This window comes from Streptomyces sp. Tu 2975 (assembly GCF_009832925.1).
Lineage (GTDB): Bacteria > Actinomycetota > Actinomycetes > Streptomycetales > Streptomycetaceae > Streptomyces.
The window spans coordinates 6,848,708-6,874,331 of the sequence record NZ_CP047140.1 but is presented as its reverse complement, the minus strand read 5'-3'; the positions used below and the strand labels follow the sequence as shown (position 1 = coordinate 6,874,331).

Annotated in this window: 31 protein-coding genes and 3 pseudogenes; 16 read left to right on the top strand and 18 right to left on the bottom strand. The window is 70.8% G+C overall.

The features are described from left to right. The first annotated feature begins 141 nt into the window (after positions 1 to 141). Both GLX30_RS30885 and GLX30_RS30880 read left to right on the top strand, forming a co-directional pair. Entirely contained in the window at positions 142 to 627 is a 486-nt protein-coding gene (locus GLX30_RS30885; protein WP_159694238.1) for a glutathione peroxidase, read from the top strand. A gap of 46 nt (positions 628 to 673) precedes the next feature. Next, positions 674 to 1,099, top strand: a complete 426-nt coding sequence (locus GLX30_RS30880; protein WP_159694237.1) for a hypothetical protein — start codon at positions 674 to 676, stop codon at positions 1,097 to 1,099. Here GLX30_RS30880 and GLX30_RS30875 read toward each other — a convergent pair. Further along, a complete protein-coding gene (locus GLX30_RS30875; protein WP_159694236.1) occupies positions 1,021 to 2,259 on the bottom strand; it encodes an acyl-CoA dehydrogenase family protein in 1,239 nt (412 codons plus the stop codon). The genes GLX30_RS30880 and GLX30_RS30875 overlap by 79 nt on opposite strands. A 164-nt stretch (positions 2,260 to 2,423) precedes the next feature. Here GLX30_RS30875 and GLX30_RS30870 point away from each other — a divergent pair, with 164 nt between their 5' ends. After that, positions 2,424 to 3,059 carry a TetR family transcriptional regulator gene (locus GLX30_RS30870; protein WP_159694235.1) on the top strand — a complete coding sequence of 212 codons (636 nt, stop codon included), beginning with the start codon at positions 2,424 to 2,426 and terminating at the stop codon, positions 3,057 to 3,059. A gap of 43 nt (positions 3,060 to 3,102) precedes the next feature. Here the strand turns inward: GLX30_RS30870 and def are convergent, their stop codons facing one another. Further along, the gene (gene def / locus GLX30_RS30865; RefSeq protein ID WP_159694234.1) at positions 3,103 to 3,672 is read right to left on the bottom strand and encodes a peptide deformylase; all 570 of its coding nucleotides are present in this window, start codon (positions 3,670 to 3,672) and stop codon (positions 3,103 to 3,105) included. A 126-nt stretch (positions 3,673 to 3,798) separates the two neighbouring features. Here def and GLX30_RS30860 point away from each other — a divergent pair, with 126 nt between their 5' ends. From GLX30_RS30860 to GLX30_RS34470, 5 genes are all read left to right on the top strand, one after another. Then, positions 3,799 to 5,037, top strand: coding sequence for a MurT ligase domain-containing protein (locus GLX30_RS30860; protein WP_159694233.1), 1,239 nt, complete (start codon positions 3,799 to 3,801; stop codon positions 5,035 to 5,037). Positions 5,038 to 5,067: 30 nt separating this feature from the next. Beyond that, positions 5,068 to 5,796 carry a glutamine amidotransferase gene (locus GLX30_RS30855; RefSeq protein WP_005320403.1) on the top strand — a complete coding sequence of 243 codons (729 nt, stop codon included), beginning with the start codon at positions 5,068 to 5,070 and terminating at the stop codon, positions 5,794 to 5,796. 187 nt (positions 5,797 to 5,983) lie between these two features. Next, positions 5,984 to 7,009, top strand: a complete 1,026-nt coding sequence (locus GLX30_RS30850; protein ID WP_159694232.1) for a 6-phosphofructokinase — start codon at positions 5,984 to 5,986, stop codon at positions 7,007 to 7,009. A 141-nt stretch (positions 7,010 to 7,150) separates the two neighbouring features. Beyond that, complete coding sequence (locus tag GLX30_RS30845; protein ID WP_159694231.1) at positions 7,151 to 8,101, top strand: cytochrome c oxidase assembly protein; 951 nt, start codon at positions 7,151 to 7,153, stop codon at positions 8,099 to 8,101. A 91-nt stretch (positions 8,102 to 8,192) separates the two neighbouring features. Further along, positions 8,193 to 8,351, top strand: a complete 159-nt coding sequence (locus GLX30_RS34470; RefSeq protein ID WP_167306880.1) for a hypothetical protein — start codon at positions 8,193 to 8,195, stop codon at positions 8,349 to 8,351. A gap of 30 nt (positions 8,352 to 8,381) precedes the next feature. Here GLX30_RS34470 and GLX30_RS35575 read toward each other — a convergent pair whose 3' ends face one another. Continuing rightward, entirely contained in the window at positions 8,382 to 8,846 is a 465-nt protein-coding gene (locus GLX30_RS35575; protein ID WP_244258328.1) for an SSI family serine proteinase inhibitor, read from the bottom strand. Between the two features lie 345 nt (positions 8,847 to 9,191). On the opposite strand from GLX30_RS35575, the gene GLX30_RS30835 reads away from it, so the two are divergent. Then, entirely contained in the window at positions 9,192 to 9,401 is a 210-nt protein-coding gene (locus GLX30_RS30835) for a DUF6381 family protein (protein ID WP_159694230.1), read from the top strand. A 63-nt stretch (positions 9,402 to 9,464) separates the two neighbouring features. Here GLX30_RS30835 and GLX30_RS30830 read toward each other — a convergent pair whose 3' ends face one another. The 4 genes from GLX30_RS30830 to GLX30_RS30815 form a co-directional block, all read right to left on the bottom strand. After that, entirely contained in the window at positions 9,465 to 9,815 is a 351-nt protein-coding gene (locus GLX30_RS30830) for a PRC-barrel domain containing protein (RefSeq protein ID WP_159694229.1), read from the bottom strand. 107 nt (positions 9,816 to 9,922) lie between these two features. Continuing rightward, positions 9,923 to 10,630 carry a class F sortase gene (locus tag GLX30_RS30825; protein ID WP_159694228.1) on the bottom strand — a complete coding sequence of 236 codons (708 nt, stop codon included), beginning with the start codon at positions 10,628 to 10,630 and terminating at the stop codon, positions 9,923 to 9,925. A 203-nt stretch (positions 10,631 to 10,833) separates the two neighbouring features. After that, complete coding sequence (locus GLX30_RS30820) at positions 10,834 to 11,778, bottom strand: nucleoside hydrolase (RefSeq protein WP_159695338.1); 945 nt, start codon at positions 11,776 to 11,778, stop codon at positions 10,834 to 10,836. An 85-nt stretch (positions 11,779 to 11,863) separates the two neighbouring features. Then, positions 11,864 to 12,859 carry a hypothetical protein gene (locus tag GLX30_RS30815; protein ID WP_159694227.1) on the bottom strand — a complete coding sequence of 332 codons (996 nt, stop codon included), beginning with the start codon at positions 12,857 to 12,859 and terminating at the stop codon, positions 11,864 to 11,866. 340 nt (positions 12,860 to 13,199) lie between these two features. Between GLX30_RS30815 and GLX30_RS30810 the strand changes: the two genes are divergently transcribed. The 3 genes from GLX30_RS30810 (at position 13,200) to GLX30_RS30800 (ending at position 14,516) form a co-directional block, all read left to right on the top strand. Beyond that, complete coding sequence (locus GLX30_RS30810) at positions 13,200 to 13,394, top strand: hypothetical protein (RefSeq protein ID WP_159694226.1); 195 nt, start codon at positions 13,200 to 13,202, stop codon at positions 13,392 to 13,394. 174 nt (positions 13,395 to 13,568) lie between these two features. Beyond that, on the top strand, positions 13,569 to 13,907 hold the full coding sequence (locus GLX30_RS30805; RefSeq protein WP_159694225.1) for a DUF3140 domain-containing protein: 339 nt from the start codon (positions 13,569 to 13,571) through the stop codon (positions 13,905 to 13,907). 243 nt (positions 13,908 to 14,150) lie between these two features. Then, positions 14,151 to 14,516 carry a hypothetical protein gene (locus GLX30_RS30800; protein WP_159694224.1) on the top strand — a complete coding sequence of 122 codons (366 nt, stop codon included), beginning with the start codon at positions 14,151 to 14,153 and terminating at the stop codon, positions 14,514 to 14,516. 89 nt (positions 14,517 to 14,605) lie between these two features. On the opposite strand, the gene GLX30_RS30795 is transcribed toward GLX30_RS30800, so the two are convergent. From GLX30_RS30795 to GLX30_RS30790, 3 genes and pseudogenes are all read right to left on the bottom strand, one after another. After that, positions 14,606 to 15,010, bottom strand: a complete 405-nt coding sequence (locus GLX30_RS30795; RefSeq protein ID WP_159694223.1) for a ChaB family protein — start codon at positions 15,008 to 15,010, stop codon at positions 14,606 to 14,608. Between the two features lie 173 nt (positions 15,011 to 15,183). After that, positions 15,184 to 15,522, bottom strand: a complete 339-nt coding sequence (locus GLX30_RS35570; RefSeq protein ID WP_244258522.1) for a GNAT family N-acetyltransferase — start codon at positions 15,520 to 15,522, stop codon at positions 15,184 to 15,186. A 24-nt stretch (positions 15,523 to 15,546) separates the two neighbouring features. After that, positions 15,547 to 16,515 (bottom strand): annotated as a pseudogene (locus GLX30_RS30790) (pirin family protein); the annotation flags it as partial. A gap of 82 nt (positions 16,516 to 16,597) precedes the next feature. On the opposite strand from GLX30_RS30790, the gene GLX30_RS30785 reads away from it, so the two are divergent. Then, positions 16,598 to 16,936: a hypothetical protein gene (locus tag GLX30_RS30785; protein ID WP_159694222.1), complete on the top strand. Its 339-nt coding sequence runs from the start codon at positions 16,598 to 16,600 to the stop codon at positions 16,934 to 16,936. Between the two features lie 6 nt (positions 16,937 to 16,942). Here the strand turns inward: GLX30_RS30785 and GLX30_RS30780 are convergent, their stop codons facing one another. After that, positions 16,943 to 17,407, bottom strand: a complete 465-nt coding sequence (locus GLX30_RS30780; protein ID WP_159694221.1) for a VOC family protein — start codon at positions 17,405 to 17,407, stop codon at positions 16,943 to 16,945. 418 nt (positions 17,408 to 17,825) lie between these two features. Between GLX30_RS30780 and GLX30_RS30775 the strand changes: the two genes are divergently transcribed. Together GLX30_RS30775 and GLX30_RS30770 are read left to right on the top strand one after the other, a co-directional pair. Further along, complete coding sequence (locus GLX30_RS30775; protein ID WP_159694220.1) at positions 17,826 to 18,554, top strand: lysophospholipid acyltransferase family protein; 729 nt, start codon at positions 17,826 to 17,828, stop codon at positions 18,552 to 18,554. Positions 18,555 to 18,654: 100 nt separating this feature from the next. Continuing rightward, positions 18,655 to 19,704, top strand: a complete 1,050-nt coding sequence (locus GLX30_RS30770; protein ID WP_244258327.1) for an NAD-dependent epimerase/dehydratase family protein — start codon at positions 18,655 to 18,657, stop codon at positions 19,702 to 19,704. Positions 19,705 to 19,730: 26 nt separating this feature from the next. Here GLX30_RS30770 and GLX30_RS30765 read toward each other — a convergent pair whose 3' ends face one another. From GLX30_RS30765 to GLX30_RS30735, 7 genes and pseudogenes are all read right to left on the bottom strand, one after another. Beyond that, complete coding sequence (locus GLX30_RS30765) at positions 19,731 to 20,474, bottom strand: urease accessory protein UreD (protein ID WP_159694219.1); 744 nt, start codon at positions 20,472 to 20,474, stop codon at positions 19,731 to 19,733. Between the two features lie 7 nt (positions 20,475 to 20,481). After that, positions 20,482 to 21,159 carry an urease accessory protein UreG gene (gene ureG / locus GLX30_RS30760; protein ID WP_159694218.1) on the bottom strand — a complete coding sequence of 226 codons (678 nt, stop codon included), beginning with the start codon at positions 21,157 to 21,159 and terminating at the stop codon, positions 20,482 to 20,484. 46 nt (positions 21,160 to 21,205) lie between these two features. Next, on the bottom strand, positions 21,206 to 21,994 hold the full coding sequence (locus tag GLX30_RS30755; protein ID WP_159694217.1) for an urease accessory UreF family protein: 789 nt from the start codon (positions 21,992 to 21,994) through the stop codon (positions 21,206 to 21,208). Then, on the bottom strand, positions 21,994 to 23,715 hold the full coding sequence (locus GLX30_RS30750) for an urease subunit alpha (protein WP_159694216.1): 1,722 nt from the start codon (positions 23,713 to 23,715) through the stop codon (positions 21,994 to 21,996). Before GLX30_RS30750 ends, GLX30_RS30755 begins: the two co-directional genes overlap by 1 nt. Further along, positions 23,708 to 24,019 carry an urease subunit beta gene (locus GLX30_RS30745; RefSeq protein ID WP_159694215.1) on the bottom strand — a complete coding sequence of 104 codons (312 nt, stop codon included), beginning with the start codon at positions 24,017 to 24,019 and terminating at the stop codon, positions 23,708 to 23,710. Before GLX30_RS30745 ends, GLX30_RS30750 begins: the two co-directional genes overlap by 8 nt. Positions 24,020 to 24,030: 11 nt before the next feature. Next, positions 24,031 to 24,333: an urease subunit gamma gene (locus GLX30_RS30740; RefSeq protein ID WP_005320342.1), complete on the bottom strand. Its 303-nt coding sequence runs from the start codon at positions 24,331 to 24,333 to the stop codon at positions 24,031 to 24,033. Positions 24,334 to 24,469: 136 nt separating this feature from the next. Then, positions 24,470 to 24,985 (bottom strand): annotated as a pseudogene (locus GLX30_RS30735) (TetR/AcrR family transcriptional regulator); the annotation flags it as partial. Between the two features lie 8 nt (positions 24,986 to 24,993). Here GLX30_RS30735 and GLX30_RS30730 point away from each other — a divergent pair. Further along, positions 24,994 to 25,537, top strand: a pseudogene (locus GLX30_RS30730) (ABC transporter permease); the annotation flags it as partial. Between the last annotated feature and the right edge of the window lie 87 nt (positions 25,538 to 25,624).

The window sequence follows — 25,624 nt, the reverse complement described above, 5'->3', positions numbered from 1 at the left end:
TCCCGTGACGGGGAAGATCGCCGTGCCCGGCGGCGTTGTCCGACGTGACGCCGTGCTCTGTCACGGCGCACCCGTGTTTTCATCGGTCGTCCACCGGTGCGGCCGTCCGGCCGCCCGCCGGCGACCCCGTGAGGAGCTTCGATGACTCTGTACGACATCCCGCTGCGCACCCTGTCCGGCGAGGCGACCTCGCTCGGCGACCACCGGGACCAGGCGGTGCTGGTGGTGAATGTGGCCTCCAAGTGCGGGCTGACCCCGCAGTACGCGGGCCTGGAGCGGCTGCAGAAGGAATACGGCGACCGGGGCTTCACGGTGCTGGGCGTGCCGTGCAACCAGTTCGGGGGCCAGGAGCCGGGCAGCGCGGAGGAGATCGCCACGTTCTGCTCGGCGACGTACGGCGTGTCCTTCCCCATGCTGGAGAAGACGGACGTGAACGGCGACAACCGTCACCCCCTGTACGCGGAGCTGACGAAGGTCGCGGACGCCGACGGCGAGGCCGGCGACATCCAGTGGAACTTCGAGAAGTTCCTGATCTCCCCGCAGGGTGAGGTGACCCGTTTCCGTCCCGGTACCGAGCCGGAATCGCCCGAGGTGCTGGCGGCCGTCGAGGCGGTACTGTCTGCCTGACGTCGCGGGGTGCGACGTTTCCGACTGCCTTCCCCCGGGGGGTCCGGTGGGGAACAAACGCGACGACGACGATGCCGTGTGGTCGGTCGGAGTCGGCTTCGTCGGCGGGGTGCTCGGTCCGGCCCTGGGCGTCTGGGCCGTCTACGAGGCGTCCGTGGGCTGCACGCTGCCGCTGATCGGCTACGAGATGCCGCACGAATCCTTCGTGCTCGGGATCGTCCTGGGGGTGGTGGTGTCACCCGTGCTGTTCAAGCTCGGTTTCGTGGTGCTGCCTGCTGCCCTCGGTGCTGATCGAGAAGCTGACACGCCGCTGAGGCGGAACCCGCGCAGAGCGGACACGCGGAAGGCTCCGGCGCCCGTCGGGGAGCCGGAGCCTTCCGTGTGTACGCCCGGTCAGCGGATCGGCATGCCCGACAGGGTGCGGGCGATCACCAGCCGCTGGATCTCGCTGGTGCCCTCGAAGATCGTGTAGATCGCCGCGTCCCGGTGCATGCGCTCCACCGGGTACTCGCGGGTGAAGCCGTTGCCGCCGAGGATCTGGACCGCCTGGGCGGTGACCTGCTTGGCGGTCTCGCTGGCGAACAGCTTCGACATGGAGCCCTCCGCCGAGGTGAACGGCTTGCCCGTGGTCGCCATCCACGAGGCGCGCCACACGAGCAGACGGGCGGCGTCGATCCGGGTGCGCATGTCGGCCAGTTGGAAGGCGATGCCCTGGTTGTCGATGATCGGGCGGCCGAACTGCTCGCGGGTCTTCGCGTAGTCGAGCGCGACCTCGTACGCGGCGCGGGCGGTGCCGACGGCCATGGCCCCGACGGCGGGACGGGAGGCCTCGAAGGTGGCCATCGCCGCGTTCTTCACCCGCTCGCCGCCCGCGCCGGCTGCCGTACGGGCCTTCTCCCGGGCCCGGGCGAGCCGCTCGTCCAGCTTCTCCTTGCCGCCCAGCAGGCAGCCGCCGGGAACGCGGACGTCCTCGAGCACGACCTCCGCGGTGTGCGAGGCGCGGATGCCGTGTTTCTTGAACTTCTGCCCCTGGGACAGACCGGGCGTGTTCGGCGGAACGATGAACGAGGCGTGGCCCTTCGAGCCGAGCTCGGGATCGACCACGGCGACCACGACGTGGACATTGGCGATACCGCCGTTGGTCGCCCAGGTCTTGGTGCCGTTGAGCACCCATTCGTCCTTGGCCTCGTCGTAGACGGCGCGGGTGCGCATGGAGCCGACGTCGGAGCCGGCGTCCGGCTCGGAGGAGCAGAAGGCGGCGACCTTCACATCGTTCGCGTCGCCGTACATCTGGGGGATCCAGGTGCCGATCTGCTCCTCCGTACCGTTGGCGAGGACGCCCACGGCGGCCAGCCCGGTGCCGACGATGGAGAGCGCGATGCCCGCGTCGCCCCAGAACAGCTCCTCCATCGCCATGGGGATGCCGAGGCCGGTGGGGTCGAAGAACTGCTGGGCGTAGAAGTCGAGGGAGTAGATTCCGAGCTTGGCCGCCTCCTGGATGACGGGCCAGGGGGTCTCCTCACGCTCGTCCCACTCGGCGGCGGCGGGTCGCATGACGTCCTTGGCGAAACCGTTGAGCCAGTCACGGACCTGCTTCTGATCCTCGTTGAGGTCGAGCGTGAACTCGGTCATGTCCCCTCCAGAACTACTGCGCCAACTGCGTGTTACCTACGGTAACGGCAGTCTGTTACCGACCGGTAGCCCCTGTCAACCAGCCATGGCCCGATCATGTGACCATTGCGGCAGGGTGTTACTTTGCGCAAGCGTCACGCAATCGTCCGGGCGGGGAGAAGCACATGGAGACCACACAACACCAGCGGTCGGCCGACCAGCGGCGCCGGGAACTCCTCGAGGCCGCCGACCGGGTGGTGCTCCGGGACGGGCCCCACGCCTCCATGAACGCCATCGCCGCCGAGGCGGGCATCACCAAGCCCATCCTCTACCGGCACTTCGGTGACAAGGGCGGCCTCTACCGCGCCCTGGCCAAGCGCCACACCGACGCACTGCTGCGAGCGCTTCAGGTGGCCGTGGACGCGGACGTCGACCGCAGGGAACGGGTCGCCGGCACGCTGGACACGTACCTCGCCGCCATCGAGGCACGGCCCCAGGTGTACCGCTTCCTGATGCACCCGGCTGAGGACACCCAGCCCTCGGAAGCCGGCTTCGACGTGGGCCGCCACTCGGCGCCACTGCTGCGGCGCCTCGGCGAGGAGCTCGGCACGGTCATCGCCGACCGGGTCGACCTGGGCCCCGGCGGAGACCTGGTGGCGCGGGTGTGGGGCCACGGCATCGTCGGCATGATGCATGCGGCGGGCGACTGGTGGCTGGGCGAACGCCCGTGCTCAAGGGCGGAGTTGGTCGCCAGCCTGACGGACCTTCTGTGTGGCCGCCTCTTCCAGGTCCAGGACCGCGCGGACGGCCCTGGCTTCTGATCGACCGCGGGCGGGGCGCTTTCCCCCACCCCGCCCGCAGGCGCTACGCCCTCCGCACCAACCCCACCCGCTCCGGCGTCCCCCAGGACGCCTTCCGTACCGCCCTCGCCAGCCGCGCCCGCCGCCACGGCGAGAGCCGGTCCGCGTACACCAGCCCCTCCAGGTGGTCGCACTCGTGCTGCAGGCAGCGTGCGAAAAACCCGGTCCCCTCCACCCGCACCGGCTCCCCCTCCCAGGTCACGCCCTCGACCACCGCGCGGTCGAAGCGTTCCGTGCCGGCCTCCAGGCCGGGCAGCGAGAGACAGCCTTCCGGGCCACGGACCGTGACGCCGTCCGCCTCCACGAGGCGGGGGTTGACGATGTGCCCGAGGTGGCGGACGTCCTCGTCGTCGGGGCAGTCGTACACGAAGACCCTCGACGCGACACCGACCTGGTTCGCGGCGAGGCCGACACCCTGGGCCGCGTACATCGTCGCGAAAAGGTCCTCGACGAGTTCCTTCAGGCCGGGGCCGAAGTCGGTCACGGTCTCGCAGGGCGTGTGCAGGACCGGATCCGCGAGCAGGCTCATGGGCCTGACGCGTCCGGTACTGCCGGGGATCAGCCGGTTTCGCATGGCGCCCAGCGTACGTTCCCGCCTGTTCACCCGTGACCTCCACCTTTTCCGACGGTGCCGCGGTGCGGGCGGCCGACCGGAGCTGGATAGGCTGAGTCCCGACCGATGCAAGGAGGATCAAGGACGATGTCAGGCAACTCGGAGCCCCTGACGCCGCGAGCCAAGCTGGCCGTGACGGCGGGCAAGGCCGCAGCAGCGGTGTCCCGCGCCGCCGGGCGCGGCAGCGGATCGGTGATCGGCGGCCGGGTGGCGCTCAAGCTCGACCCCGATCTGCTGGGGAGGCTGGCGCAGCACCTGGACGTGGTCCTCGTTTCTGCGACCAACGGCAAGACCACGACCACGAGGCTGATCGCGGAGGCGCTGGGGGCCAGTGGCCCCGTCGTCTCCAACGCGCTCGGCGCCAACATGCCGGCGGGTATCACCTCGGCGCTGGCGGGCGGCTCGGACGCCCGCTTCGGTGTGATCGAGGTCGACGAGAAGTACCTCGCCGGCGTGGCGAGGGATGTGACGCCCAAGGCCATCGCGCTGCTGAACCTGTCGCGTGACCAGCTGGACCGCGCGGCGGAGACCAGGATGCTGGCCGAGAAGTGGCGTGAGGGTCTTGCCGGTTCGAAGGCCATGGTCATCGCCAACGCCGACGACCCGCTGGTCGTGTGGGCGGCCTCCTCCTCCCCCAATGTCGTCTGGGTCGCCGCCGGCCAGGAGTGGAAGGACGACGCCTGGTCGTGCCCGTCCTGCGGCGGTGTGATGCAGCGCCCCGGCGACGACTGGTTCTGCGGCGAGTGCGGTTTCCGCCGTCCGGCGCCGAGCTGGGTGCTCAGCGGCGACCATGTCATCGACCCGCACGGCTCCGCCTGGCCGATCCACCTCCAGCTGCCCGGCCGCGCGAACAAGGCCAACGCCGCCACCTCCGCCGCCGTCGCCGCCTGCTTCGGTGTGCCGCCGCAGGTGGCCCTGGAGCGCATGTACCAGGTGCAGGCCGTGGCCGGCCGGTACGACGTCGTCTCCTTCCTCGGCCGTGACGTCCGGCTGCTGCTGGCGAAGAACCCGGCCGGCTGGCTCGAGACGTTCTCGCTGATCGACCCGCCGCCGACCCCGGTGATCCTCTCCGTCAACGCCCGCGGCGCGGACGGCACGGACACCTCCTGGCTGTGGGACGTCGACTACACCCGTCTCGCCGGCCACCCGATCTTCGTGATCGGTGACCGCAGGCTGGACCTCGCGGTGCGGCTGGAAGTGGCGGGCCTGGACTTCCGGGTGTGCGCGTCGGTCGACGAGGCGGTGCAGAGCGCCCCGCCCGGCAGGATCGAACTGATCGCCAACTACACAGCCTTCCAGGACGTACGCCGTCGTGTGGGCAACTGACCGGTGGACGGACGGAGAGGACGTATGAGAATGAGTGACAGCAGCCTGCGTCTGGTGTGGGTCTACCCGGATCTGCTCAGCACCTACGGCGACCAGGGCAACGCCCTCGTGGTGGAACGCCGGGCCCGGCAGCGCGGTCTCGACGTGATGCGCATCGACGTACGCAGCGACCAGCCGGTGCCCACCTCCGGCGACATCTATCTGATCGGCGGCGGTGAGGACCGTCCGCAGCGGCTGGCGGCCGAGCGGCTGCGCCGCGACGGCGGCCTGAGCCGCGCTGCGTCGAACGGCGCGATCATCTTCTCGGTCTGCGCCGGCTACCAGATCCTCGGCCACGAGTTCATCAACGACCTCGGCGAGCGGGAGCCGGGCCTCGGTCTGATCGACGTGGTGTCCACCCGCGGTGAGGGTGAGCGCTGTGTCGGCGACGTACTGGCGGACATCGATCCGCAGTTGGGCCTGCCGCAGCTGACCGGCTTCGAGAACCACCAGGGCATCACGCATCTCGGCCCGACGGCGCGCCCGTTCGCCCGGACCGTGCTCGGCCGGGGCAACGGCACCGGCGACGGCACGGAGGGGGCGTACAACGACACCGTCTTCGGCACGTACATGCACGGTCCGGTGATGGCCCGCAACCCGCAGATCGCGGACCTGCTGCTGAAGCTGGCCCTCGATGTGAACGCCCTTCCGCCCACCGACGACCGTTGGTACGAGGCGCTGCGCGCGGAGCGGATCGCGGCCGCGACCCAGCCCGCCTGACGCTCCTTCCGCTCACCCGAGCACCCATCCTGCGGCCCCTTCGCTCAGTTGAGCGAGGGGGCCGTGGGCGCGGTCCCACCAGGCGGACGCCCGTTACTGACCTGCCCCCGAGCGCCGGTAGGGTGGCGGGGATCCAACCGGACGACGTGGTCCGGGAGTCGGCCCACGTTGTAAAGGTTTTCGGGCTATGCGCATTGGTGTGCTCACCTCCGGCGGCGACTGCCCCGGTCTGAACGCCGTCATCCGTTCCGTCGTGCACCGTGCCGTCGTCGACCACGGCGACGAGGTCATCGGCTTCCACGACGGCTGGAAGGGCCTCCTGGAGTGCGACTACCGCAAGCTCGACCTGGACGCGGTGGGCGGCATCCTGGCCCGTGGCGGCACGATTCTCGGCTCCTCCCGGGTCCAGCCCGCGCATCTGCGCGACGGCGTGGAGAGGGCCAAGGGGCATGTGGCCGATCTGGGCCTCGACGCGATCATCCCGATCGGCGGTGAGGGCACCCTCAAGGCGGCGCGCCTGCTGTCCGAAGGTGGTCTGCCGATCGTGGGCGTGCCCAAGACGATCGACAACGACATCTCCTCCACCGACGTCACCTTCGGCTTCGACACGGCCGTCGGCGTCGCCACGGAGGCGCTCGACCGCCTGAAGACCACCGCCGAGTCGCACCAGCGTGTCCTCATCGTCGAGGTCATGGGCCGGCACACCGGCTGGATCGCTCTGCACTCCGGCATGGCGGCCGGTGCGCACGCGATCGTGGTGCCGGAGCGCCCCTTCGACATCGAAGAGCTGACCAAGCGGGTCGGTGCGCGCTTCGAGGCGGGCAAGCGGTTCGCCATCGTGGTGGTCGCGGAGGGCGCGAAGCCCCGCGAGGGCTCGATGCCGTGGGACGAGGGCGGCAAGGACATCTACGGCCACCAGCGGTTCGCCGGGGTGGCCCGTCAGCTCTCCGTCGAGCTGGAGGAGCGGCTCGGCAAGGAGGCCCGTCCGGTGATCCTCGGCCACGTCCAGCGCGGCGGCACCCCCACCGCCTACGACCGCGTCCTCGCGACGAGGTTCGGCTGGCACGCGGTGGAGGCGGCGCACCGCGGCGAGTTCGGCATGATGACGGCGCTGCGCGGCACGGACATCACGATGGTGCCCCTGGCGGAGGCCACCGAGACCCTGAAGACGGTGCCCGTGGAGCGGTACGAAGAGGCCGAGACCGTCCTCTGACCCGCCCGGGAACCGCCCGGAGTCCCCACGGACCGCCCCCGGTCGCAGCCGCGACCGGGGGCGGTTCTACTCTGGTGCGAGCAAGCGGACATCCCGTACGAATCACCGGTACGGGTCAGGAAGCCCTCCGGGAGTGCACAGATGGATCACAGCGGGCACGGCACGACGATGGATCTGCCGCCGTTCACGCTGGGGCGGGGCCTCGAGTTCTCACCGGACGTGTTCTTCCTCGTCGGCTGCCTCCTCGCGCTCGGCCTGTACGGCTGGGGTGTCGCACGGCTGCGGCGGCGGGGCGACAGCTGGCCGGTGAGCCGGACGGTCTTGTTCACCGTCGGTGTGCTGAGCATCGCGCTGATGATGTGCACGAAGCTGAACGACTACGGCATGGTCATGTTCAGCGTGCACATGGTGCAGCACATGGTGATCAGCATGCTGTCGCCGATCGTCCTGCTGCTCGGCGCGCCGATCACGCTGGCGCTGCGGGCGCTGCCCGTCGCCGGCCGCGGCCGCAAGGGGCCGCGCGAGGTGCTGCTGATGCTGCTGCACAGCCGCTACATGCGGATCGTCACGCATCCGGTCTTCACGATCCCGCTCTTCATCGCCAGCCTGTACGGGCTGTACTTCACCCCGCTGTTCGACTTCCTGATGGGGTCGAGGACCGGGCACATCGCGATGATGGTCCACTTCCTCGCCGTCGGCCTGGTGTTCTTCTGGCCGATCATGGGCGTGGACCCGGGGCCGCACCGGCCCGGTTATGTGATGCGGATGCTGGAGCTCTTCGCCGGGATGCCCTTCCACGCCTTCTTCGGCATCGCGCTGATGATGGCGACGGAGCCGATGATCGGGGCGTACCGTGATCCGCCTACCTCGCTCGGCATCGACGCGCTCTCCGACCAGAACGCGGCGGGCGGGATCGCCTGGGCGTTCAGTGAGATCCCGTCCGTGGTGGTACTCCTCGCGCTGGTCTTCCAGTGGTACCGCTCCGACCAGCGGCTGGCCAAGCGCAGGGACCGGGCGGCGGACCGCGACGGGGACCAGGAGCTCGCGGCGTACAACGCCTATCTCGCCTCGCTCCAGGCACGCGGCAACTGAGGCGGGCAAGTCGTCACCGGCCGGTAGCGCAGTGCCCTCCTCAGGGGCGACGATTGTCCTCGACGGCCCCCGCCGTCGAAGGAGGGCACACATGTCCGGTTCGACGAAAACGATGGGAGTGCTGACCGTCGGGGCCCTGGTGGTCGTGACGGCGTACACGGCGGCTCTCGGCAGCAACGGCTGGCTCTGGTTCGCCTGGGTGGTGCTCGGGACGGTGACGATCGGAGTGGTGGCCTCGAAGGGCACCTGAGCCGGTCACCCCCGCCCTTCGCGGGCCGGGTCAGAAGCGGAAGACGGCCCCGGTCGCCACCGCGAGTTCGCAGGCGTTGGCGAAGGTCTTGTGCCAGGCGGTCGGTCTGCCGCGCCACGCGCCGGTCGCACTGACCGTCACCGGGTCGTACTGCTTGGTGCACGGGTGCCGCTCCCCCGACAGCCGGTCCAGGTCACCGCGTGCGGCGTCCAGCGCGGCGCACGCGGCCGCCGCCTCCGGATGGGGCCCGGCGGGCAGAGGGCTGCAGTGCAGCAGCACGCCGCGGATCCAGGTGTTCTCCGATCCCGACAGGGTCAGGAACAGCCCGCGCGCCGGCTTGGCGGCCGGGGCCGCGTCGGGGATCAACTCGGGCACCTCCGCGGCGGCGACAGTGCCGGACCGGTCGGGCACCGGGGAAGCGGACGACGCCGCGGCGGGAACGGCCGCGGCGGCGGTGAGTAGGGCGGCTGCGGCAAGGGCGGCGCTGCGGTACATCCGGGGCTCCTGGCGGGGAAGCCGGCTCTCTGCCGGCGCGGGCTGGGCGAGGACAGAGCACTCCGCGGACACGACAGCGGGCAACACGCCACGCCGCGCCCTGGCGCGTACGGGTGCCCGGGTTGCTCCGTACGGCGCCGCCGCACCCGGCGAGCACATGGTCGTACTTCTGTGCCGCCCCATCGGCCAAGCGCGCCACCGCTCCGGACCTTTCCCGATCACCATGACGGACGGCAGCCGCCACCACCGGATGATCCTTGTTTGTCCGGATACGGCACGGGCATTCGGCCACATGTCAGGTACGTACCGCGACGGACGACCGCCCAGGGACCGCAGGAGGATGTCATGGCCGAGCAGGACAGCCATCGCGTACACGCTGAGCACGACAGGGACAAGGCCGAGCGGCTGTTCCAGCAGGCCGGCCGCACCGACGACCCCGAGCAGTCGGAACGGCTCCGTTACCGGGCCGAGCGCCTGAGGGCGCGCAGTGAGGCGGAGCTGCGCCGGGAGCCCGGTGCCCCGTTCGACGACCCGGACGAGGAGGGCCCGCAGTGACCTGCGAGCCTTGCGGGCACCGACCTGGGCCTCCAGCCGACCGGCGGCAGCCGCGGCCGGCGGTCAGATGTGCCGGTTGGCGTAATGGCGCTCGATCAGCTCGATGTAGTCGGCGTCGTTCTCGTGCTTGCCGCTCTCGAAGTCGGGCGAGTCCTTGACCTCGGCCCTGGTGCACCCCAGTCGTACGGTTCCGCTCCCGGTGTCGATCTGCGAGACCAGCCCGGCGGGCACCAGGACCCGCTTGCCGAGGATCCACGGTCCGGTGTCGACGACGAGATAGGAGCGACCCACTTCCTCTGTGTGCTTGTCGACCTTGCCGATCGACCCGTCGGACGCCTCGACCGAGTATCCGACGAGCTGCGCCCCGGGCACGTACTGCGCGGTCTCGGGGTAGCCCCACATGTCGCCTGCCATCGTCGTCTCCTCCTCAGCGCGGGCTGGGCCCCGCACACCGCGCGGGTACCCGTACGCCCTCGCCTGACACTGCCGCCGCCAGGGACGAGGCCGTGCCGCATGCGTCGTCACCCCTTCCTGGACGAGACCATGTGGGCGAAGACGACCACGTTCTCCTTGTAGTCCTTGGCCTTCTTGTCGTACTCGCCTCCGCAGGTGATCAGCCGCAGCTGCGGGTCGGCAGTGTCCGCGTAGACCCGGTCGTCGGGGAAGTCGGACTTGCTGAAGCTTTCGACGTCGTCGACCGAGAAGGTGACGGTCGTACCGTCCTTCCGCACCACGTCCACCAGGTTTCCCGGTTCGAGCGAACTGAGGGCCAAGAAGACTCCGGGCCCGGTCTTCGTGTCGAGGTGCCCTGCGACGATCGCCGTTCCGGCCTCCCCCGGTGTCACCCCCTCACGGAACCAGCCGACGAGGTTGCTGTCGTCCGGCGGGGGCGCGTCGAGCTGACCGGACGCGCCGATGGACAGGGGCATGAACGGCGCGTTGACGGCGATCCGAAGGATCTTCAAGCGCGTCGGTTCGGAGCGCGGGAGCCCCGGCTTGGTACTGGCCGAGGCGCTGGGGGCGGCACTGGGACCGGCGCTGGGCCTCGCACCGGGGGCGGCGGACACGGAGATCAGCGGCGTCGCGGCGTGTTCGGCGTCCTCCGTCGTGCCGACGGAGTTGTAGATCAACACGATGCCGAGTGCGGCAGCGGCGAGGGGCCAGAGCAGGGAGCGGCGCCCGCGAGAACGCTTGGCAGCCGGCTCCTTCGGATCCTGTTGCAGGGCCATGAGGGCACACCTTTCACCGGGAGGAGGAGTGGCGACGTCATTACGGTCGGCCCGTTCGCGGCGCCCCACCACCCGGAGCAGCGGCATCCGGGCGATGCTGTGGCCCCGACGAGTGATCCGGGCGGAGTGTTCGCCCCTCGGCGCGACGGGCGGCGCTGCGGAGGAGGCTGACCGTCCGTCAGGACTTCGGCCGGTGCGGACGGTCACGGGGCGCGCCGGCCGAGGGTCTCGACCGCCGCGATCATCCGGTTCCAGAACGTCTCGGCGTCCAGGTCGACCGCGACGAGTGCATTGACGGGCCGGTCGAGGTACTTGTGCAGATCCACGACGGTCGCCCCCCGCGTGTACCGCCCGTGCAACTCGACGGCCACGTTGGCCTCGACGCACCGCACGATGTCCGGGTCGATGACCCGTGCCACCGCGACCGGATCGTGCAACGGAGGCGCGGCGAACCCCCACAGCCGGCGGTAGGCCGAACCGAAGTACGTCAACAACTCCACGCAGAGGCGGGCCAGTGGGGTGTCGAGGCGCTCCAGCCGGGCCAGCACCTCGGCCGTGGCGAGCGCCTGATGGGTGACGTCGAGGCCGCACATGGTCACCGGGACACCGCTGCTGAAGACGATGTCGGCGGCTTCGGGGTCGACATGGATGTTGAACTCGGCCGCCGGCGTGGTGTTCCCGAGCCCGATGGAGCCGCCCATCAGCACGATCTCCCGGATGTACCGGGCACTGTCCGGATGACGTGTCAGCAGCAGCGCCACATTGGTCAGCGGACCGGTCGGGACGAGGGTGACCGGCTCGGGATGCCTGGAGAGGACCTGGTGCATGAGGTCCACCGCGTGTTCCGGCACCGCCTCCATCGCCGGTTCCGGGAACCGCGGCCCGTCCAGCCCCGACTCGCCGTGGACGTCACCCGCGACCCTGAGCGGCTGGACGAGCGGCCGCGCGCACCCCGCCGCGACGGGCACGCCGGTGATCCCTGCCACGGTGCAAACGCGGCGGGCGTTGAGGGTCGTCTTCTCCAGAGTCTGGTTCCCCGCGACCGTGGTGATCGCCAGCAGTTCGACCGCCGGGTCTCCGGCGGCGAGCATGAGGGCCAGGGCGTCGTCATGTCCGGGATCGCAGTCGATGATGACGGGGACGGGCACGGGCACGGCTCCACCTTGCTGTCGAAAAGGCGGCCGCTGCCCCGACGGGGGCAGCGGCCGCACATGTCACCGCGAGCGGATCCGGTCAGGCAGCGGTGGCGCCGCCGGCCTTGCGGCGCCGCAGCATGAAGGCACCGGCGCCGAGGCCGCCCAGCAGGAGCAGGCTGCCCGCCGCCATGCCACTGCCGGAGGAGGCCAGGCCACCGCCGCCGGTGTGCACACCGCCGCTGGGCTTCTCACCCTTCCAGCTGTCGGACTTCTCGTGGTCACCCTTCTCGGACTTGTCCTTGTCCTCGTCCTTGTCCTTGTCCCACTCGTCGTTGGTCAGGGTCGCCAGGGCGCCACCACCGGTGTGCACACCACCGTGCGGCTTGTCGCCCTTGTCGTAGTCCTTGCCGTAGTCCTTGTCCTTGTCCTCGTCCTTCTTGTCCTTGTCCTCGTCCTTCTTGTCCTCGTCCTTCTTGTCCTCGTCCTTGTCCTTGTCCTTGTCCCACTCGTCGTTGGTGAGGGTCGCCAGGGCGCCACCACCGGTGTGCACACCACCGTGCGGCTTGTCGCCCTTGTCGTAGTCCTTGCCGTAGTCCTTGTCCTTGTCCTCGTCCTTCTTGTCCTTGTCCTCGTCCTTCTTGTCCTCGTCCTTGTCCTTGTCCCAGTCGTCGCTGCCGACCGAGGCGAGGGCGCCACCACCGGTGTGCACACCACCGTGCGGCTTGTCGCCCTTGTCGTAGTCCTTGCCGTAGTCCTTGTCCTTGTCCTCGTCCTTCTTGTCCTTGTCCTCGTCCTTCTTGTCCTCGTCCTTGTCCTTGTCCCAGTCGTCGCTGCCGACCGAGGCGAGGGCGCCACCACCGGTGTGCACACCACCGTGCGGCTTGTCGCCCTTGTCGTAGTCCTTGCCGTAGTCCTTGTCCTCGTCCTTCTTGTCCTTGTCCTCGTCCTTGTCGGACTTCCAGTTGTGCTCGCTGCTGTACGACGAGTCGTCCTTGTCCGAGTCGGCGAAGGCCAGGGCGTAGGCGCCGGGCGCAGCGATGGCGAGAGCGGCCGTGGCTGTGGCCGAGGCAATGAGAATGCGGGCAGAGCGCATTGCGAGGTCCTTTCGTCGCGGCTGCGTCAGCTGACAGTCCGTCGGCTCGTCGGTCCACAGCGGCGACATGCACAACCGTCAACGCGATGCGCCGTCCTCACCACTCGGGTTGGTGCTTGCGTGGAAAGGTGTCCCTCATTCGGTTCTATGGCGGGCCGGCCGCGCGGACGCCGGGCGGCGTGCAGCGTCCGTATCGCGGGTGCGGCGGAGGAGGCCTGCGCACAGCCGGCCGGAACGGCTTCGGAGAGGTCTGCGGCCCGGTCGGCAGCCGTCCGCCGCTTCCTCTCGAGGAGGCATACTCGCTGATCAGGGGGTACTCGGCGGTGAGGAGGTGACTGCGATGCCCGAGCCAGGGAGCAAGAAGTACGACAAGCGGCGTGCCCGTCTGAGGAAGGACGCCGAGAGTCAGGGCGTCTCCGACCAGAAGGCCAACGAGGACGCCAACGCCACTCTTCAGCAGGATCCGGAGTACCGGTCCCGCGGTCCGCGCACCGAGCGGGGGCAGGGCCCCAAGGGCGAACGCCACGAGCGGTGACGGCGTGCGCGGCCCTTCCACCGTGCGGCGGAGCGGGCGGAGCCGGCCGGTACCGCCCGGGCAGGCTCTGCCCGCGTCCGGCCGCCCTGTCGGGCGGTCGGACAGGGCCACGTCCGCGTTTGTCACCTCGCGACATCGGCCACCCGCCGACCAGGAAGAGCCGAGGAGGATGTCATGGCAGTGTCCGACCAGGTCAGCACGGAACTGTGGGACGAGTTCCACACAGTGGTCAACATGACCTCTCGCGAACTCCAGGAGTGGCTGAGCGTCGAATCAGCGGCGGAGGAGACCGAAGAACTCCCGGATCAGGCCGGCCCGCCCACGGGCCGTAAGGTCCTCGAGATCCTCGGCAAGCGCCGTACCGACCTCACCGCGGACGATGCACGCGTCATGCAGCGGGTCTGTGACGTCGTCCGTTCGCAGCGCAATGCCGAGATGGACCCGAAGGCGGGTGACGCCAACTGGCGGCACAGCCTGATGAACATCGGCCACGATCCGCTCAAGCCCGCGTAAGTGGTGGCTGCGGACGCAAGGGCGCCATGTCCGTGTGGGCGGCGGACATCCGGGAACCCGCCACGAAGCACGGACCTGGCCGGGCAGCGGCGGACGGGCGGCCGGCCCGCGTGGCCATCCGCGGTGCGTGGGCGGCCGGTATCAGCGCCGTCACATGCTGTTACGGCGGGTCGAGCGGCGACGGGTACCGGAGAGACAACGCCCGCACGGAACCGAGAATCCGACGATCCGCAGGAGCCTCTGATGACCGACGAGAAGAAGTCCGACGCTCAGTCACCACGGCACGACGCGCTGCCCCTCCCCGACTACGACCACCTTCCGACGGAGGCTCTTCAGCAGCGCATCCGCACACTCGTGCGGGAAGACCTCCAGCAGGTGCTGGCCTACGAGGAGGCTCACGCGAACCGGCTGCCCATCGTCCGGGCGATGCAGGCCCGGCTGCAGGAACTGGACGCCGGCGCCGCGCCGTCGGGCGGCGCTCCGGGCGGCCTCGCACCGGAGCAGGCACCGGGGGCGGCCGGCGGTTCGGCGGTCTCCCCGCAGACCGCGGGGCCGCCTGTGAACCCGCCGTCGCACGGCACTCCGCAGAACCCGGCGCAGCCCCGCTGAGCCGTGAGTCCGACACCGCAGGAGCCCTCGTCCGGCCGGACGAGGGCTCCTGCGGTGTCGGACTGCGTCGCCGCGTGGGCGGCTCGGCGTCAGCCGGAGCGGGCGCGACGGGTGCTCGACCGGTTCGCCTTCTGGACCGCCTCGAGCAGCTCGGACTTCGTCATGTGGGAGCGGCCGCCGATGTCGAGCCGCTTGGCGAGGTCGTACAGGTGCTGCTTCGTTGCCTGCTCGTCGACGCCTTCGGCGCTTGGGGCCGGCTGTTGCCTGGGCGTGGCGGCCCGTGGGTCCGAGGGGCCCTTGCGCCCCTTCTCCTTGCGTTCCCAGTGGTCGGCGACCTTCTCGTACTTGTGCTTCAGGGCGCTGAACGCGACACGGTGCGCCCGCTCGCCTTCGCCGTACTGCTCGACCGCTGAATCGTGTGCCTTGATCCAGGTGCGCTGAGCGTCCTCGGGAGAGCGTTCCAACGTGGACGGAAGCTCTTCGCGTCCTGGCATGGCCATCACCTCCTGGGTAGCGTGTACGACGCGTTCCCACCCCTCACGGGGCGAAACGGCCCACGCCCGCGCGGCAGGGGCCACTACGTGCCGGGGCGGCGCAAGTACGCGCCGGTGGACGGCACTTCGGCGCGACAGGGAGCCGGCCCGTGGCTCCCTGCCAGGACGCGGCGTCAGTGGAGGTCGCTGTCGAGCCACTGAAGCACCTCGGGCGTCACAGGGTCGGAGATGTCCGCGAACCCTTCGTGCTTCTCCAGGTACTTCTTGACGTACGGGCAGACAGGCACGATGCGCTTGTTCGCGGCGCGGACGTCCTCCAGGGCGTCGTGCACGAGCCGGGCGGCCAGGCCCTGTCCGGAGAGCGCTTCGTCGATCTTGGTGTGATAGAAGACCCGCTGGTCGCCGCGGTCGCGGTAGGCCGTGAACCCGGCGATCCCGGCGTCGACCTGGATCTCGTAGCGGTGCTCCGCCGGAAGACCGCGGACGGTGGGCGCGGCGGTCCGGTCCCTCATGGCGTTTCCATTTGCCTGCGGGGCGGGGTTCTTACGTGGGGAGATGATCGCGTTGGGCAGTGCGGGTGCCGGGAGGCGGTGGCCGCCGTAGCCCTCGACCCGGCCGAAGCGGTCCGACTCGTTCTGCCACTCCTCGCGGGCACGGACGATGTCGTCGTGGGTGCGGCCGATGAAGTTCCACCACATGACGATCTCCTCGGGGAACGGCGGCCCGCCCAACAGCATCAGCCGTGCTGTGCCGGGTGCCTCGTTCATGAGGGTGAGCGTGCTCCGGCCGGGGCCGGCGTAGCCGAGCTCGGTGGGCCGCAGAGTCGTCCCCTCCATGCGGACGTCACCGGTGTCGACGAGAACGCCGTGCTCGAAGTCCGGGTCGACGGCGAGGGTCACGGTGGCGCCCGGGGCCAGGGAGACTTCGGCCCCGAGCAGGGGTGTGAAGGTGCGCACCGGGGACGTGACGCCGGCGAGCGACCCCAGGAAGACGCGGGCCTCGCCGCCGTCGAGCGGAACGGTGTCCGGTACGTGGTGCTGGAAGTCCCGCTCGGCGTCCCGGTGCCGCTCGGGCAGCGCCACCCAGAGCTGGACACCGTGCAACCGCGTGGTCCCTGGCGTCGACACCTCCGAGTGGCTGATCCCGTATCCACCGGTCATGAGGTTCAGCTCGCCCGGCCGCACGAACGCGTGGCTGCCCAAACTGTCGCGGTGTTCGATCTCACCGGTGAAGAGCCAGCTCACCGTCTGGAGACCGGTGTGCGGGTGGGGGGCGACGTCCATGCCGCCGGTCTCGGCGACGTCGTCGGGGCCGTAATGGTCGGCGAAGCACCAGGCACCGATGAGCGTGCGGGCCCGCTGGGGCAGGGTGCGCCGTACCGTCATCGCGCGTGGGCCGCCGAGCGGGACGCTCCGCGCGGTGAGGACTTCGACGTCAGGTCGCGACGCGCCGTCCGCCCGGGCTCCGCAGGCCAACTCGGCAGGGCGCACTTCCGTATTGCTCACCGCGGGTCCTCCCTCATGAGAAAGTTTCTTTTTCAACATTGATCATGATAGGACGGGCTGCGAGGGATCGCGCGACCAAGGAGTGCCCGTGGCAGTTACGTCAGCGACGGAGACCGACGGACGGATCTTCATCGACAGACAGAGCCGGGACGCCTACCGCGCGCTGACAGCCACGGCCTGGCGCGACACCGCACTGTTCAGCCCCCGGGAGCGGGCGGCGCTCGCCCTGGCGGAGGCCACGACCCGTCCGGCGGACATCGGCGCGCAGGACGCGGCGTACGCCGAGGCGCGGGCCGCGCTGTCGGACGACGAGATCTCCGCCGCGATCTGGGTGGCGATCACCATGAACGCGTTCAACCGAGTCTCCGTGATGAGCAAGCACCCGGTGCACCGCGATCCGGCGTCATCGCCTCGGGAGTGACGCCGGTCAGGGTGGCGGACCCGACCCGCCGGGCCGGTCGGCGAACACACCCTTCAGCATGCCGGTCGCCTGCCCCACCTCGATGAGGTAGCCGTCAGGATCACGCAGGTAGCAGCGCAGCTCTGCCTTGCGGTCGAGGGGGTGGGTGAGGAAGCGGGCGCCCTTGGCCAGGGCGTCGGCGTAGAAGGAGGCGATGTCCGCGACGCGGACGTTCAGGAAGGCGGACACCGTCCCGCCCTCCTCCGGCGGCACCAGAGTGATACCGGGTTTGTCGGGGGTGGGGCCGCCTCCCGGGTTCATGATGATCCAGCTGTTGGCCACCTTCACGATCGCCGGATTCTCCTCCAGCACGATGTCGCCGCCGAAGATCTCGGCGTAGAAACGCCGCGAGAGCGCGACGTCGCGCACGGTCAGGAAGTGCGTGAGGAGGAGACCCTGCTCGGGCGCGGGGAGATCACCAGGGGTTGCCATCGCTCGGCTCCTTCCTGGACCGGCCCACCGGGCCCGCACCCGGCAGCGCCCGGCCCGGAAGGGGCGGGTACCCCGATCCGGCCGTGCCAGGCAGCGCCCGGAGCGCGGTCCGGCCGGTCCCGGTCGCCGCGGGACCGGGCGGGCCACCTGGGCCCCGTCCGACCGGAAGCGATGCATGTCCGTTCTGAGATGCGGCGTATCGGGCTACGATCGATCGCCGGAGAACACAGGCCGAGCCTCCGTCAGCCGCCCTGCGATCTGACGCCCCATTACGTGAGGGAGCAAGGAGTCAGCATGAGTCCGATCAGACCCGATCACGGTCGACCTCGCCCGCAGTGCGACTGAGGCCGCGAGTGCGGCCTGCGAGCCGGCAGAACACGGCCTCAGGGCCGATCCGGGGAGAGTTGGGAGAGACGCCGTGTTCTATTACGTGCTGAAGTACGTGCTCATCGGGCCACTGCTGCGGTTGCTCTTCCGGCCACGGATCGAAGGGCTGGAGCACATCCCCGCCGAAGGCGCGGCGATCGTCGCGGGCAATCACCTGTCGTTCTCCGACCACTTTCTGATGCCTGCGATCATCAAGCGGCGCATCACCTTCCTCGCCAAGGCGGAGTACTTCACGGGTCCCGGCCTCAAGGGCCGGCTGACCGCCGCGTTCTTCCACAGCGCCGGGCAGATCCCGGTCGACCGGTCCGGCAAGGAAGCCGGGCAGGCCGCCATCCGGGAAGGGCTCGGGGTGCTGAACAAGGGCGAGTTGCTGGGCATCTACCCCGAGGGCACGCGCTCGCACGACGGCCGGCTCTACAAGGGCAAGGTCGGTGTCGCCGTCATGGCGCTCAAGGCCGGGGTACCTGTGGTGCCTTGCGCGATGGTGGGGACGTTCGAGATCCAGCCGCCGGGACAGGTGATCCCGAAGCTCAAGCAGGTCACGGTCCGGTTCGGCGAAGCGCTGGACTTCTCGCGGTACGCCGGCATGGAGAACGAGAAGGCGGCGATCCGCGCGGTCACCGACGAGATCATGTACGCGATCCTCGAGCTCTCCGGACAGGAGTACGTCGACCGCTACGCCGCCGAGGTCAAGGCCGAACAGCAGGAGCAGCAGCAGGACGGCGGCAAGCCGAAAAGACTTCCCCGGCGCCGCGCGTGAGCCTGCCTGCGGACGGCGGCTGCGCCACGGCTGCGCATCGCGGATCTGCGCTCCGCTAATTTTGCGGCCGCCACGCCGCCCTACGCCTAGCGTGCCTGTCATGAGCAGAGGAAACGCGTTCGTGCTGGGCGCTTCAGGACAGATGGGACGAGCGGCGGTGGCCGCCTTGGTCGCGGACGGATGGGAGGTCCGGGCGGCCTCCAGGGGCGGTGTCGTGGACGAGGCCTGGCCCGACACGGTGCGGACGGTGCGGGTGGACCGGGAGGACGACGCGGCCCTCACCGAGGCCGTCGGAGAGGGCTGTGACGTTCTCGTCGACATGGTCGCCTTCGGCCGGGGGCACGCCCGTCAGCTGAGGTCGCTTTCGGACCGGATCGGGTCGGCCGTCGTCATCTCGAGCGGCGCGGTCTACCAGGACGACCGTGGGCGCAGCTTCGACACCCAGGGCCGGCCCGACGGCTTTCCCCGCTACCCGGTGCCGATCCCGGAGCCCTGGACCACCGTGGCCGCCGGGGATTCGACGTACGGCACCCGGAAGGTGGCGCTGGAGCAGGAGCTGCTGGCCGCCGGCGACGAGCTGCCCGTGACGCTGCTGCGGGCGGGCGCCGTCCACGGGCCGCACTGCCGCACCCCGCGTGAGCTGTACTTCGTCAAGCGGGCCCTGGACGGCCGACAGGTGCGAGTGCTGGCGCACGGCGGCCTCAGCAGGTTCCATCCCGTCCATGTGTCCAACGTGGCGGAACTGGTCCGGCTGTCGGCCCGCCGGCCCGGCTCGCGGGTGCTGAACGCGGGTGACCCGGACGCGCCCACCGTGGCCGAGATCGGCGACGCCATCGACGCGGTGCTCGGCCGGCGGACCGAGACCGTCCTGATCGACGGACCGCCGCCGTCGCCGTCGGTGGGCGAGACCCCGTGGTCCGGTGCGCATCCGGTCGTGTACGACATGAGCGCCGCGGAGGACGAGTTGGGCTACCGCGCGGTGACCGGCTACGCGCAGTCCCTGCCGGCGACCGTGGAGTGGCTCGCGGCGCGCCTGCACGGCACGGAGTGGACCGAGGCGTTCCCCAAGATGGCCGCGAACTACGGGAAGGACGCCTTGTTCGACTACGCGGCGGAGGACGCCTGGTTGGCGGAGCACCGGCCCGGCTGACCGGGACACTTCAGGGGGCGCCTGCGTCACGGGCTGCCGAGCAGGTGTTCCAGAGCGCCGTCGAGCACGCGCCGCAGGGCGAGGGCGTCCACCGCGAGCGCGGTGACCAGTGCGCCGGGTCCGGCGAGCGGGGTGAGCACCGCGGTGGGGCCCAGGGACACCGTCTCCGGCGGCTTGTCCTCGTACGCCGGGTCGACGACGAGGAGTTGGCCGACCGCCCGGTGGCCGGCGAGCACGGCGGGCCCGTCCCAGCCGCCCGGAGCGCCGGGGCCGTAGGAGAACCCGGTGTCCAGCAGGGGGCCGCCGGCGCGGTGGACGGTGAGCCGGGTGATGAGGGTGCCCGGCTGCTCGCCGTACCGGCCGAGGATCTGTTCCTCCCGCAGCACCAGCCGTGCTGTGGCGGCGAGCCGGACGCGGGTGTGCATACGCAGGTCGCTCCCGTGTGCGGAGATCAACTGCTGCGGTGTCCGATGCAGTTCGGCGTCCTCTGCGACCTCCAGCGTGGTGTCGTACCGGGCATGCCGCCTGTCGGCGCCGGGCAGGGCGATGGTCGCGGCGGCCGAGTCGACGGTGAGGCGGGCGCCCTCGTGCACCTCGGCCTCGACGGCGAGCCGGTCACCGCCGAGGGGTGCGCTCATGGCGCCGACGAGGGTCACCCGCAGTCGTGGTCCGGTGGAGCGGGTGCGGCGCAGCGCCAGCGGCCCGTCGCTCGTGAGGACCGGCAGACCCGTGCGGTCGGCGACGATCCGGGCCGTCGCGTGGACGCTCATCCGGGGCTCATCCGGTCCACGCGGCGAGCTGCGCGCGCACCCAGTCGGCGACCGGCGCGACGCCGTCTCGTTCACGCAGCGAGGTGAAGACGACGGGGAGTTCGCCGCGTTGCTCCTCGGCGTCACGCGCCATACGGCCCAGGTCGGAGCCGACGTACGGGGCGAGGTCGGTCTTGTTGACGACGAGGAGGTCGGCCGTGGTCACGCCGGGGCCGCCCTTGCGCGGGATGTCGTCGCCGCCGGCGACGTCGATGACGAAGACCTGCGCGTCGACGAGCCCTTTGGAGAACGTGGCGGTGAGGTTGTCGCCGCCCGATTCGACGAGGATCAGATCGAGGGGGCCGACGCTGTCCTCGAGGTCCTCCACGGCCTCCAGGTTGGCGGAGATGTCGTCGCGGATCGCCGTGTGCGGGCAGGCTCCGGTCTCCACGGCCTGGATGCGCTCCGGCGGCAGCACCGCGTTGCGGAGCAGGAACTCGGCGTCCTCACGGGTGTAGATGTCGTTGGTGACGACCGCGATGGACAGGTGGCCGCGGAGGGCTGCGCACAGGGCGGCGACCGTGGCGGTCTTCCCGGAGCCGACGGGCCCGCCGAGGCCGATCCTCAGTGCCCGGCGGCTGCCGTCGGGGCGGGCGGCGTCCGCGCCGACGGCGGCCGGCGACTCGTGCTGGTGGCCGATGTGCATGGCTGCGGCTCCTTGGTACGTACGGAAGTCCGGAAGGCGGGGTGGGTCAGGAGGCGAAGAGACGGACGGGCCAGGCCGCGTGCTGCTCCGCCCAGATGTCGAGCAGCGGTGCCGAGGCGGCGGGCAGGTCGCCGACGCCCCGGCGGGCCAGGCCGGCGGCGCGGGCGGCGACCTCGTCCATCTCGGGGGCCAGACGGGCGAGGACGGCGGTCGCACGGAACGGGTCGAGGGACAGCAGCCGTACGGCGGCGGTGGCGGCGCCGCCGACCGCCTCGTAGGCCGCGCAGTGCGCGGCGTCCCCGGGGCCGAGGCCCGCCGCGCGGGCGGCGGTACCGAGCACCACCGGCTGGTGCGCCCCGCGCGGGAACGCCGAGGCCAGCGCGTCGAGTCCGGGAGCCGGCCATGTTGCCCGCGCGGCGCGCATCAGCTGGCGGCCGAGCTTGCGTGAGGTGGCGCGCAGGGCGGGCGACGGCGTGCGGGCGTCCGCCGCCGCGTCGAGGGCGGCGGGGTCATGGCCGAGCGCCGCCGCGGCGGCGAGCCCCGCGGCGGCGAGCCCTGTGGTGTGCAGCCGCCCCCGGCAGAAGGCGGCGAGGTCGTCGGCGTCACGGACGCGTCCCGCCTTCACCGCCGCCTCGACCCCGCCGGAGTGCGCGTGCCCTCCTGCGGGGAACCGCCCGTCACAGAGCACGAGCAACGCGGCACGGACGGCGGCAGGCGCCTCCCGACGAGCATCGGCGTCCGCTTGGTGGCAGGCGCCGTTGGCGGGTTCCTCTGGACGGATGCCGAGGGCCGGCACGTCGTGGCCGATGTCCGTATCGGTGTCGAAGGGGCGCATCAGAAGAGGAAGTACCGCTGTGCCATGGGAAGCTCCGCAGCCGGTGCCGGCTCGACCGCTTCCCCGTCGATCGTCACCGTGAAGGTGTCGGCGTCGACCTCCACCCGCGTCAGGGCGTCGTTCTCGCGCATGTCCGCCTTCGTCACCCGCCGGGTGCTCTTGATCGGCACGAACGTCTTGGCCAGACCGAGTCGTTCGGGCAGGTCGTCCTCGATCGCCGCCTGTGCGACGAAGTTGAACGAGCCCCTGGCCGCCGCGCGCCCGATCGCTCCGAACATCGGCCGTGGCATCACCGGTTGCGGCGTCGGGATCGAGGCGTTCGCGTCTCCCATCTGCGCGTACGCGATCTGGCCGCCCTTGATCACCAGCTGTGGCTTGACCCCGAAGAAGGCCGGGTCCCACAGCACGAGGTCGGCCAGTTTGCCGGTCTCGACCGAGCCGATCTCTCCGTCGAGGCCCTGTGCGACCGCCGGGTTGATCGTGTATTTGGCGACATAGCGACGCGCCCGGTGGTTGTCCGCGCGGCCGTCGCCGGGGAGCGCGCCCCGACGCTTCTTCATGACGTGCGCGGTCTGCCACGTGCGCATCACCACTTCCCCGATGCGACCCATCGCCTGCGAATCGGAGGAGATGATCGAGATCGCTCCGAGGTCGTGCAGGATGTCCTCCGCCGCGATGGTGGACGGCCTGATCCGGGATTCGGCGAAGGCCAGATCCTCCGGAACGGCGGGGTTCAGATGGTGGCAGACCATCAGCATGTCGAGGTGCTCGTCGATGGTGTTGACGGTGTGCGGCCGGGTCGGGTTGGTCGAGCTGGGCAGCACATGGGGCTCGGAGACGACGGTGATGATGTCCGGCGCGTGCCCGCCGCCCGCGCCCTCCGTGTGGTACGCGTGGACTGTGCGGCCCGCGATGGCGGCGAGGGTGTCCCCGACGAACCCGGCCTCGTTCAACGTGTCGGTGTGAAGGGCGAGTTGGACACCGGTCTCGTCGCAGACGCGCAGGCACGCGTCGATGACCGACGGTGTGGCGCCCCAGTCCTCGTGGATCTTGAATCCGAGCGCGCCGCTGCGCAGTTGGGAGTACATGGCCTCGCGGGAGACGGTGTTGCCCTTGCCGAGCAGGCCGATGTTGACCGGGAACGCTTCCAGCGCCTCGAACATCCGGCCGAGGTGCCAGGGGCCGGGTGTGACCGTGGTGGCCTTGGTCCCTTCCGCCGGCCCGGTGCCGCCGCCGACGAGGGTGGTCACGCCGGTGGCGAGCGCCTGTTCGACGACGGTCGGGGAGATGAAGTGGACATGCGCGTCGACGGCTCCGGCGGTGACGATCTTCCCGTTGCCTGCGATGATCTCCGTCTCGGGACCGATGACGAGGTCGGGGTGGACGCCGTCCATGGTGTCGGGGTTGCCGGCCTTGCCGATGCCGGTGATCCGGCCGTCCCTGATCCCGATGTCGGCCTTGACGACGCCCCAGTGGTCGAGGACGACCGCTCCGGTGACCACGGTGTCGGGCGCGCCCTCGGCGCGTGTCGTACGGGCCTGGCCCATGGACTCGCGGATGACCTTGCCGCCGCCGAACACCGCCTCGTCACCGGCACGGCCGGGGCCGCCGCAGCGGTCGTCCTCGATCTCGACGAGCAGGTCGGTGTCGGCGAGCCGGACACGGTCGCCGGTGGTGGGGCCGAACAGGTCGGCGTAGACGGCACGGTGGAGTTCAGCCATCGAGAGGTCCTCCGGTCTCCCCGCGCAGCCCGGCGACGATCCGGCGGCCGGTGATCGGCACGAGTTCGACGTCGACCGGGATCCCGGGCTCGAAGCGCACTGCGGTGCCGGCGGCGACGTCGAGCCGCTTGCCACGGGCGGCGGCGCGGTCGAACCGAAGGCCGGGGTTGGCCTCGGCGAAGTGGTAGTGGGAGCCGACCTGGACCGGGCGGTCCGCGGCGTTGACGACGGTGAGGCGACTGACCTCACGGCCCTGGTTGAGGAGGATCGGGCCGTCGCCGTGGAGGATCTCTCCGGGAATCATGCCGCCGCCCCTCAGACGATCGGGTCGTGGACGGTGACGAGCTTGGTCCCGTCGGGGAAGGTGGCCTCCACCTGGACGTCGTGGATCATCTCGGGGATGCCGTCCATGACGTCGTCACGGGTGAGCACCTTGCGCCCGGACGCCATGAGTTCCGCGACGCTGCGGCCGTCGCGGGCGCCTTCGAGGATGTGCGAGGTGATGAGGGCGACCGACTCGGGGTGGTTGAGCTTGACCCCGCGCGCCCTGCGCTTCTCCGCCACGTCGGCGGCCACATGGATGAGAAGCCGTTCCTGCTCGTGCGGGGAGAGTTGCACGCGTCCACCTCACTGTCGTCCGGCCCGGTAACTCCCTGGGCGTGAGGACCGTAACGCGCTGCGACACCCTGTTGACCTGTCCGCGGGCATCTCACGACCAGAGGTTGAACGTTAGGGCGCGGATTTTTCCGGCGCGTTAACTGATCTTGGGATCTCGCATGGACATCAGAGCCCGCAGGCCCTCCTCGAGGATTTCGACCCGCACGTCGCCGAACAGCGCCTGCTGCGCGATGAACCCCTGGGCGGTGGCGATGAGGGTCCGCGCCACATGGTCGGCGTCGACGTCCGCCTCCATCTGTCCGTTCGCCCGGTAGGCGTGCACGAGCCCGGCCCACGCCTCACGCATGCCGTTGTAACCGGTGGCGAGGATCGCGGCGAGGCGCTCGTCGTGCAGGGTCTCGGTCCACGTCCGGACGACCAGCCGGGCGAAGGCCTGACGGTCGCCGCCGGGCACCTCCGCGACGAGCATGCGGCGCAGGACCCGCCCGAGGAGCACATCGGGTGTGGGCGGTGGTGTGGTCGCCGCGGCCTCCTGGAAGGCGGCGCGGATACTGCTGAACGCCTCGTCGGTGATGGCCGCGATCAACTCGTCCTTCCCGCGGAAGTAGCGGTACACCGCGCCGGCCGACAGGCCGCACTCGCGCAGGAGGTCATGCGGGCGCGATCGAGGACCGGGTCGTATACGGAGCCGTCGTCGTGGGACCGCAAGGCAGGAGACTGCTGACCGCTTCCGGAGCCGGCCCTGTCGTCACCCAGCTCCTCAAGGAAGCCGTCACCGCCCAGGCCCCCGCCGGCACCCAGGTGCAGGTGACGGACGTGGCCCCGCTCCCCTCCCGCGACCCCCGAGGCACCGCGCCGGCGGCGAGCGCCCTGCCATTGGCCCTCGCGGGAGTCGCCGCTGGAGCGCTGGTGACGATGGCCGGGCTGCGCGGGACGCGGGCCGCCGCCACACTTCTCCGGCGCCGCTTCCGCGCCGGAGCTGCTGCCGGAGCCGGTGGGGGCGATCGGTCAGTGGCTGCCGCCGGGCGCCGGGGCGACGCTGCTGCGCTCGGTCGCCTACTTCGACGGGCGCGGCGCCGCGGCACCGCTGCTGACGCTGTCGGAGTGGGCGGCGCTGGGCCTGGTGGCCGTGTTCGTGGGCGGCAGGCGCCGCGCCCCGGCTCTTGCGGAAACGGAGCGGCCCGTCCCCGTACCGGTCGCCTGACCGGCCGACTGACCGGTCGCCGGACCGGCCGCGTGTCCCTGCTTCGGCGGACGGGGGCGCGCGGCCTTCGCATGTCCGGACAGGGCG

What these genes read in the sequence shown, in the direction of transcription:
- GLX30_RS30835 (WP_159694230.1), top strand. Translation starts at nt 9,192, where the DNA reads ATGGCCGAGCAGGACAGCCATCGCGTACACGCTGAGCACGACAGGGAC.
- GLX30_RS30850 (WP_159694232.1), top strand. Translation starts at nt 5,984, where the DNA reads ATGCGCATTGGTGTGCTCACCTCCGGCGGCGACTGCCCCGGTCTGAAC.
- GLX30_RS30825 (WP_159694228.1), bottom strand. Translation starts at nt 10,630, where the DNA reads ATGGCCCTGCAACAGGATCCGAAGGAGCCGGCTGCCAAGCGTTCTCGC.
- GLX30_RS30855 (WP_005320403.1), top strand. Translation starts at nt 5,068, where the DNA reads ATGAGTGACAGCAGCCTGCGTCTGGTGTGGGTCTACCCGGATCTGCTC.
- GLX30_RS30755 (WP_159694217.1), bottom strand. Translation starts at nt 21,994, where the DNA reads ATGCGCCCCTTCGACACCGATACGGACATCGGCCACGACGTGCCGGCC.
- GLX30_RS30810 (WP_159694226.1), top strand. Translation starts at nt 13,200, where the DNA reads ATGCCCGAGCCAGGGAGCAAGAAGTACGACAAGCGGCGTGCCCGTCTG.
- GLX30_RS35570 (WP_244258522.1), bottom strand. Translation starts at nt 15,522, where the DNA reads ATGAGGGACCGGACCGCCGCGCCCACCGTCCGCGGTCTTCCGGCGGAG.
- GLX30_RS30875 (WP_159694236.1), bottom strand. Translation starts at nt 2,259, where the DNA reads ATGACCGAGTTCACGCTCGACCTCAACGAGGATCAGAAGCAGGTCCGT.
- GLX30_RS30780 (WP_159694221.1), bottom strand. Translation starts at nt 17,407, where the DNA reads ATGGCAACCCCTGGTGATCTCCCCGCGCCCGAGCAGGGTCTCCTCCTC.
- GLX30_RS30750 (WP_159694216.1), bottom strand. Translation starts at nt 23,715, where the DNA reads ATGGCTGAACTCCACCGTGCCGTCTACGCCGACCTGTTCGGCCCCACC.
- GLX30_RS30805 (WP_159694225.1), top strand. Translation starts at nt 13,569, where the DNA reads ATGGCAGTGTCCGACCAGGTCAGCACGGAACTGTGGGACGAGTTCCAC.
- GLX30_RS30885 (WP_159694238.1), top strand. Translation starts at nt 142, where the DNA reads ATGACTCTGTACGACATCCCGCTGCGCACCCTGTCCGGCGAGGCGACC.
- GLX30_RS30745 (WP_159694215.1), bottom strand. Translation starts at nt 24,019, where the DNA reads ATGATTCCCGGAGAGATCCTCCACGGCGACGGCCCGATCCTCCTCAAC.
- GLX30_RS30770 (WP_244258327.1), top strand. Translation starts at nt 18,655, where the DNA reads ATGAGCAGAGGAAACGCGTTCGTGCTGGGCGCTTCAGGACAGATGGGA.
- def (WP_159694234.1), bottom strand. Translation starts at nt 3,672, where the DNA reads ATGCGAAACCGGCTGATCCCCGGCAGTACCGGACGCGTCAGGCCCATG.
- GLX30_RS30795 (WP_159694223.1), bottom strand. Translation starts at nt 15,010, where the DNA reads ATGCCAGGACGCGAAGAGCTTCCGTCCACGTTGGAACGCTCTCCCGAG.
- GLX30_RS34470 (WP_167306880.1), top strand. Translation starts at nt 8,193, where the DNA reads ATGTCCGGTTCGACGAAAACGATGGGAGTGCTGACCGTCGGGGCCCTG.
- GLX30_RS30800 (WP_159694224.1), top strand. Translation starts at nt 14,151, where the DNA reads ATGACCGACGAGAAGAAGTCCGACGCTCAGTCACCACGGCACGACGCG.
- GLX30_RS30860 (WP_159694233.1), top strand. Translation starts at nt 3,799, where the DNA reads ATGTCAGGCAACTCGGAGCCCCTGACGCCGCGAGCCAAGCTGGCCGTG.
- GLX30_RS30845 (WP_159694231.1), top strand. Translation starts at nt 7,151, where the DNA reads ATGGATCACAGCGGGCACGGCACGACGATGGATCTGCCGCCGTTCACG.
- GLX30_RS30815 (WP_159694227.1), bottom strand. Translation starts at nt 12,859, where the DNA reads ATGCGCTCTGCCCGCATTCTCATTGCCTCGGCCACAGCCACGGCCGCT.
- GLX30_RS30870 (WP_159694235.1), top strand. Translation starts at nt 2,424, where the DNA reads ATGGAGACCACACAACACCAGCGGTCGGCCGACCAGCGGCGCCGGGAA.
- GLX30_RS30830 (WP_159694229.1), bottom strand. Translation starts at nt 9,815, where the DNA reads ATGGCAGGCGACATGTGGGGCTACCCCGAGACCGCGCAGTACGTGCCC.
- ureG (WP_159694218.1), bottom strand. Translation starts at nt 21,159, where the DNA reads ATGCACATCGGCCACCAGCACGAGTCGCCGGCCGCCGTCGGCGCGGAC.
- GLX30_RS35575 (WP_244258328.1), bottom strand. Translation starts at nt 8,846, where the DNA reads ATGTACCGCAGCGCCGCCCTTGCCGCAGCCGCCCTACTCACCGCCGCC.
- GLX30_RS30765 (WP_159694219.1), bottom strand. Translation starts at nt 20,474, where the DNA reads ATGAGCGTCCACGCGACGGCCCGGATCGTCGCCGACCGCACGGGTCTG.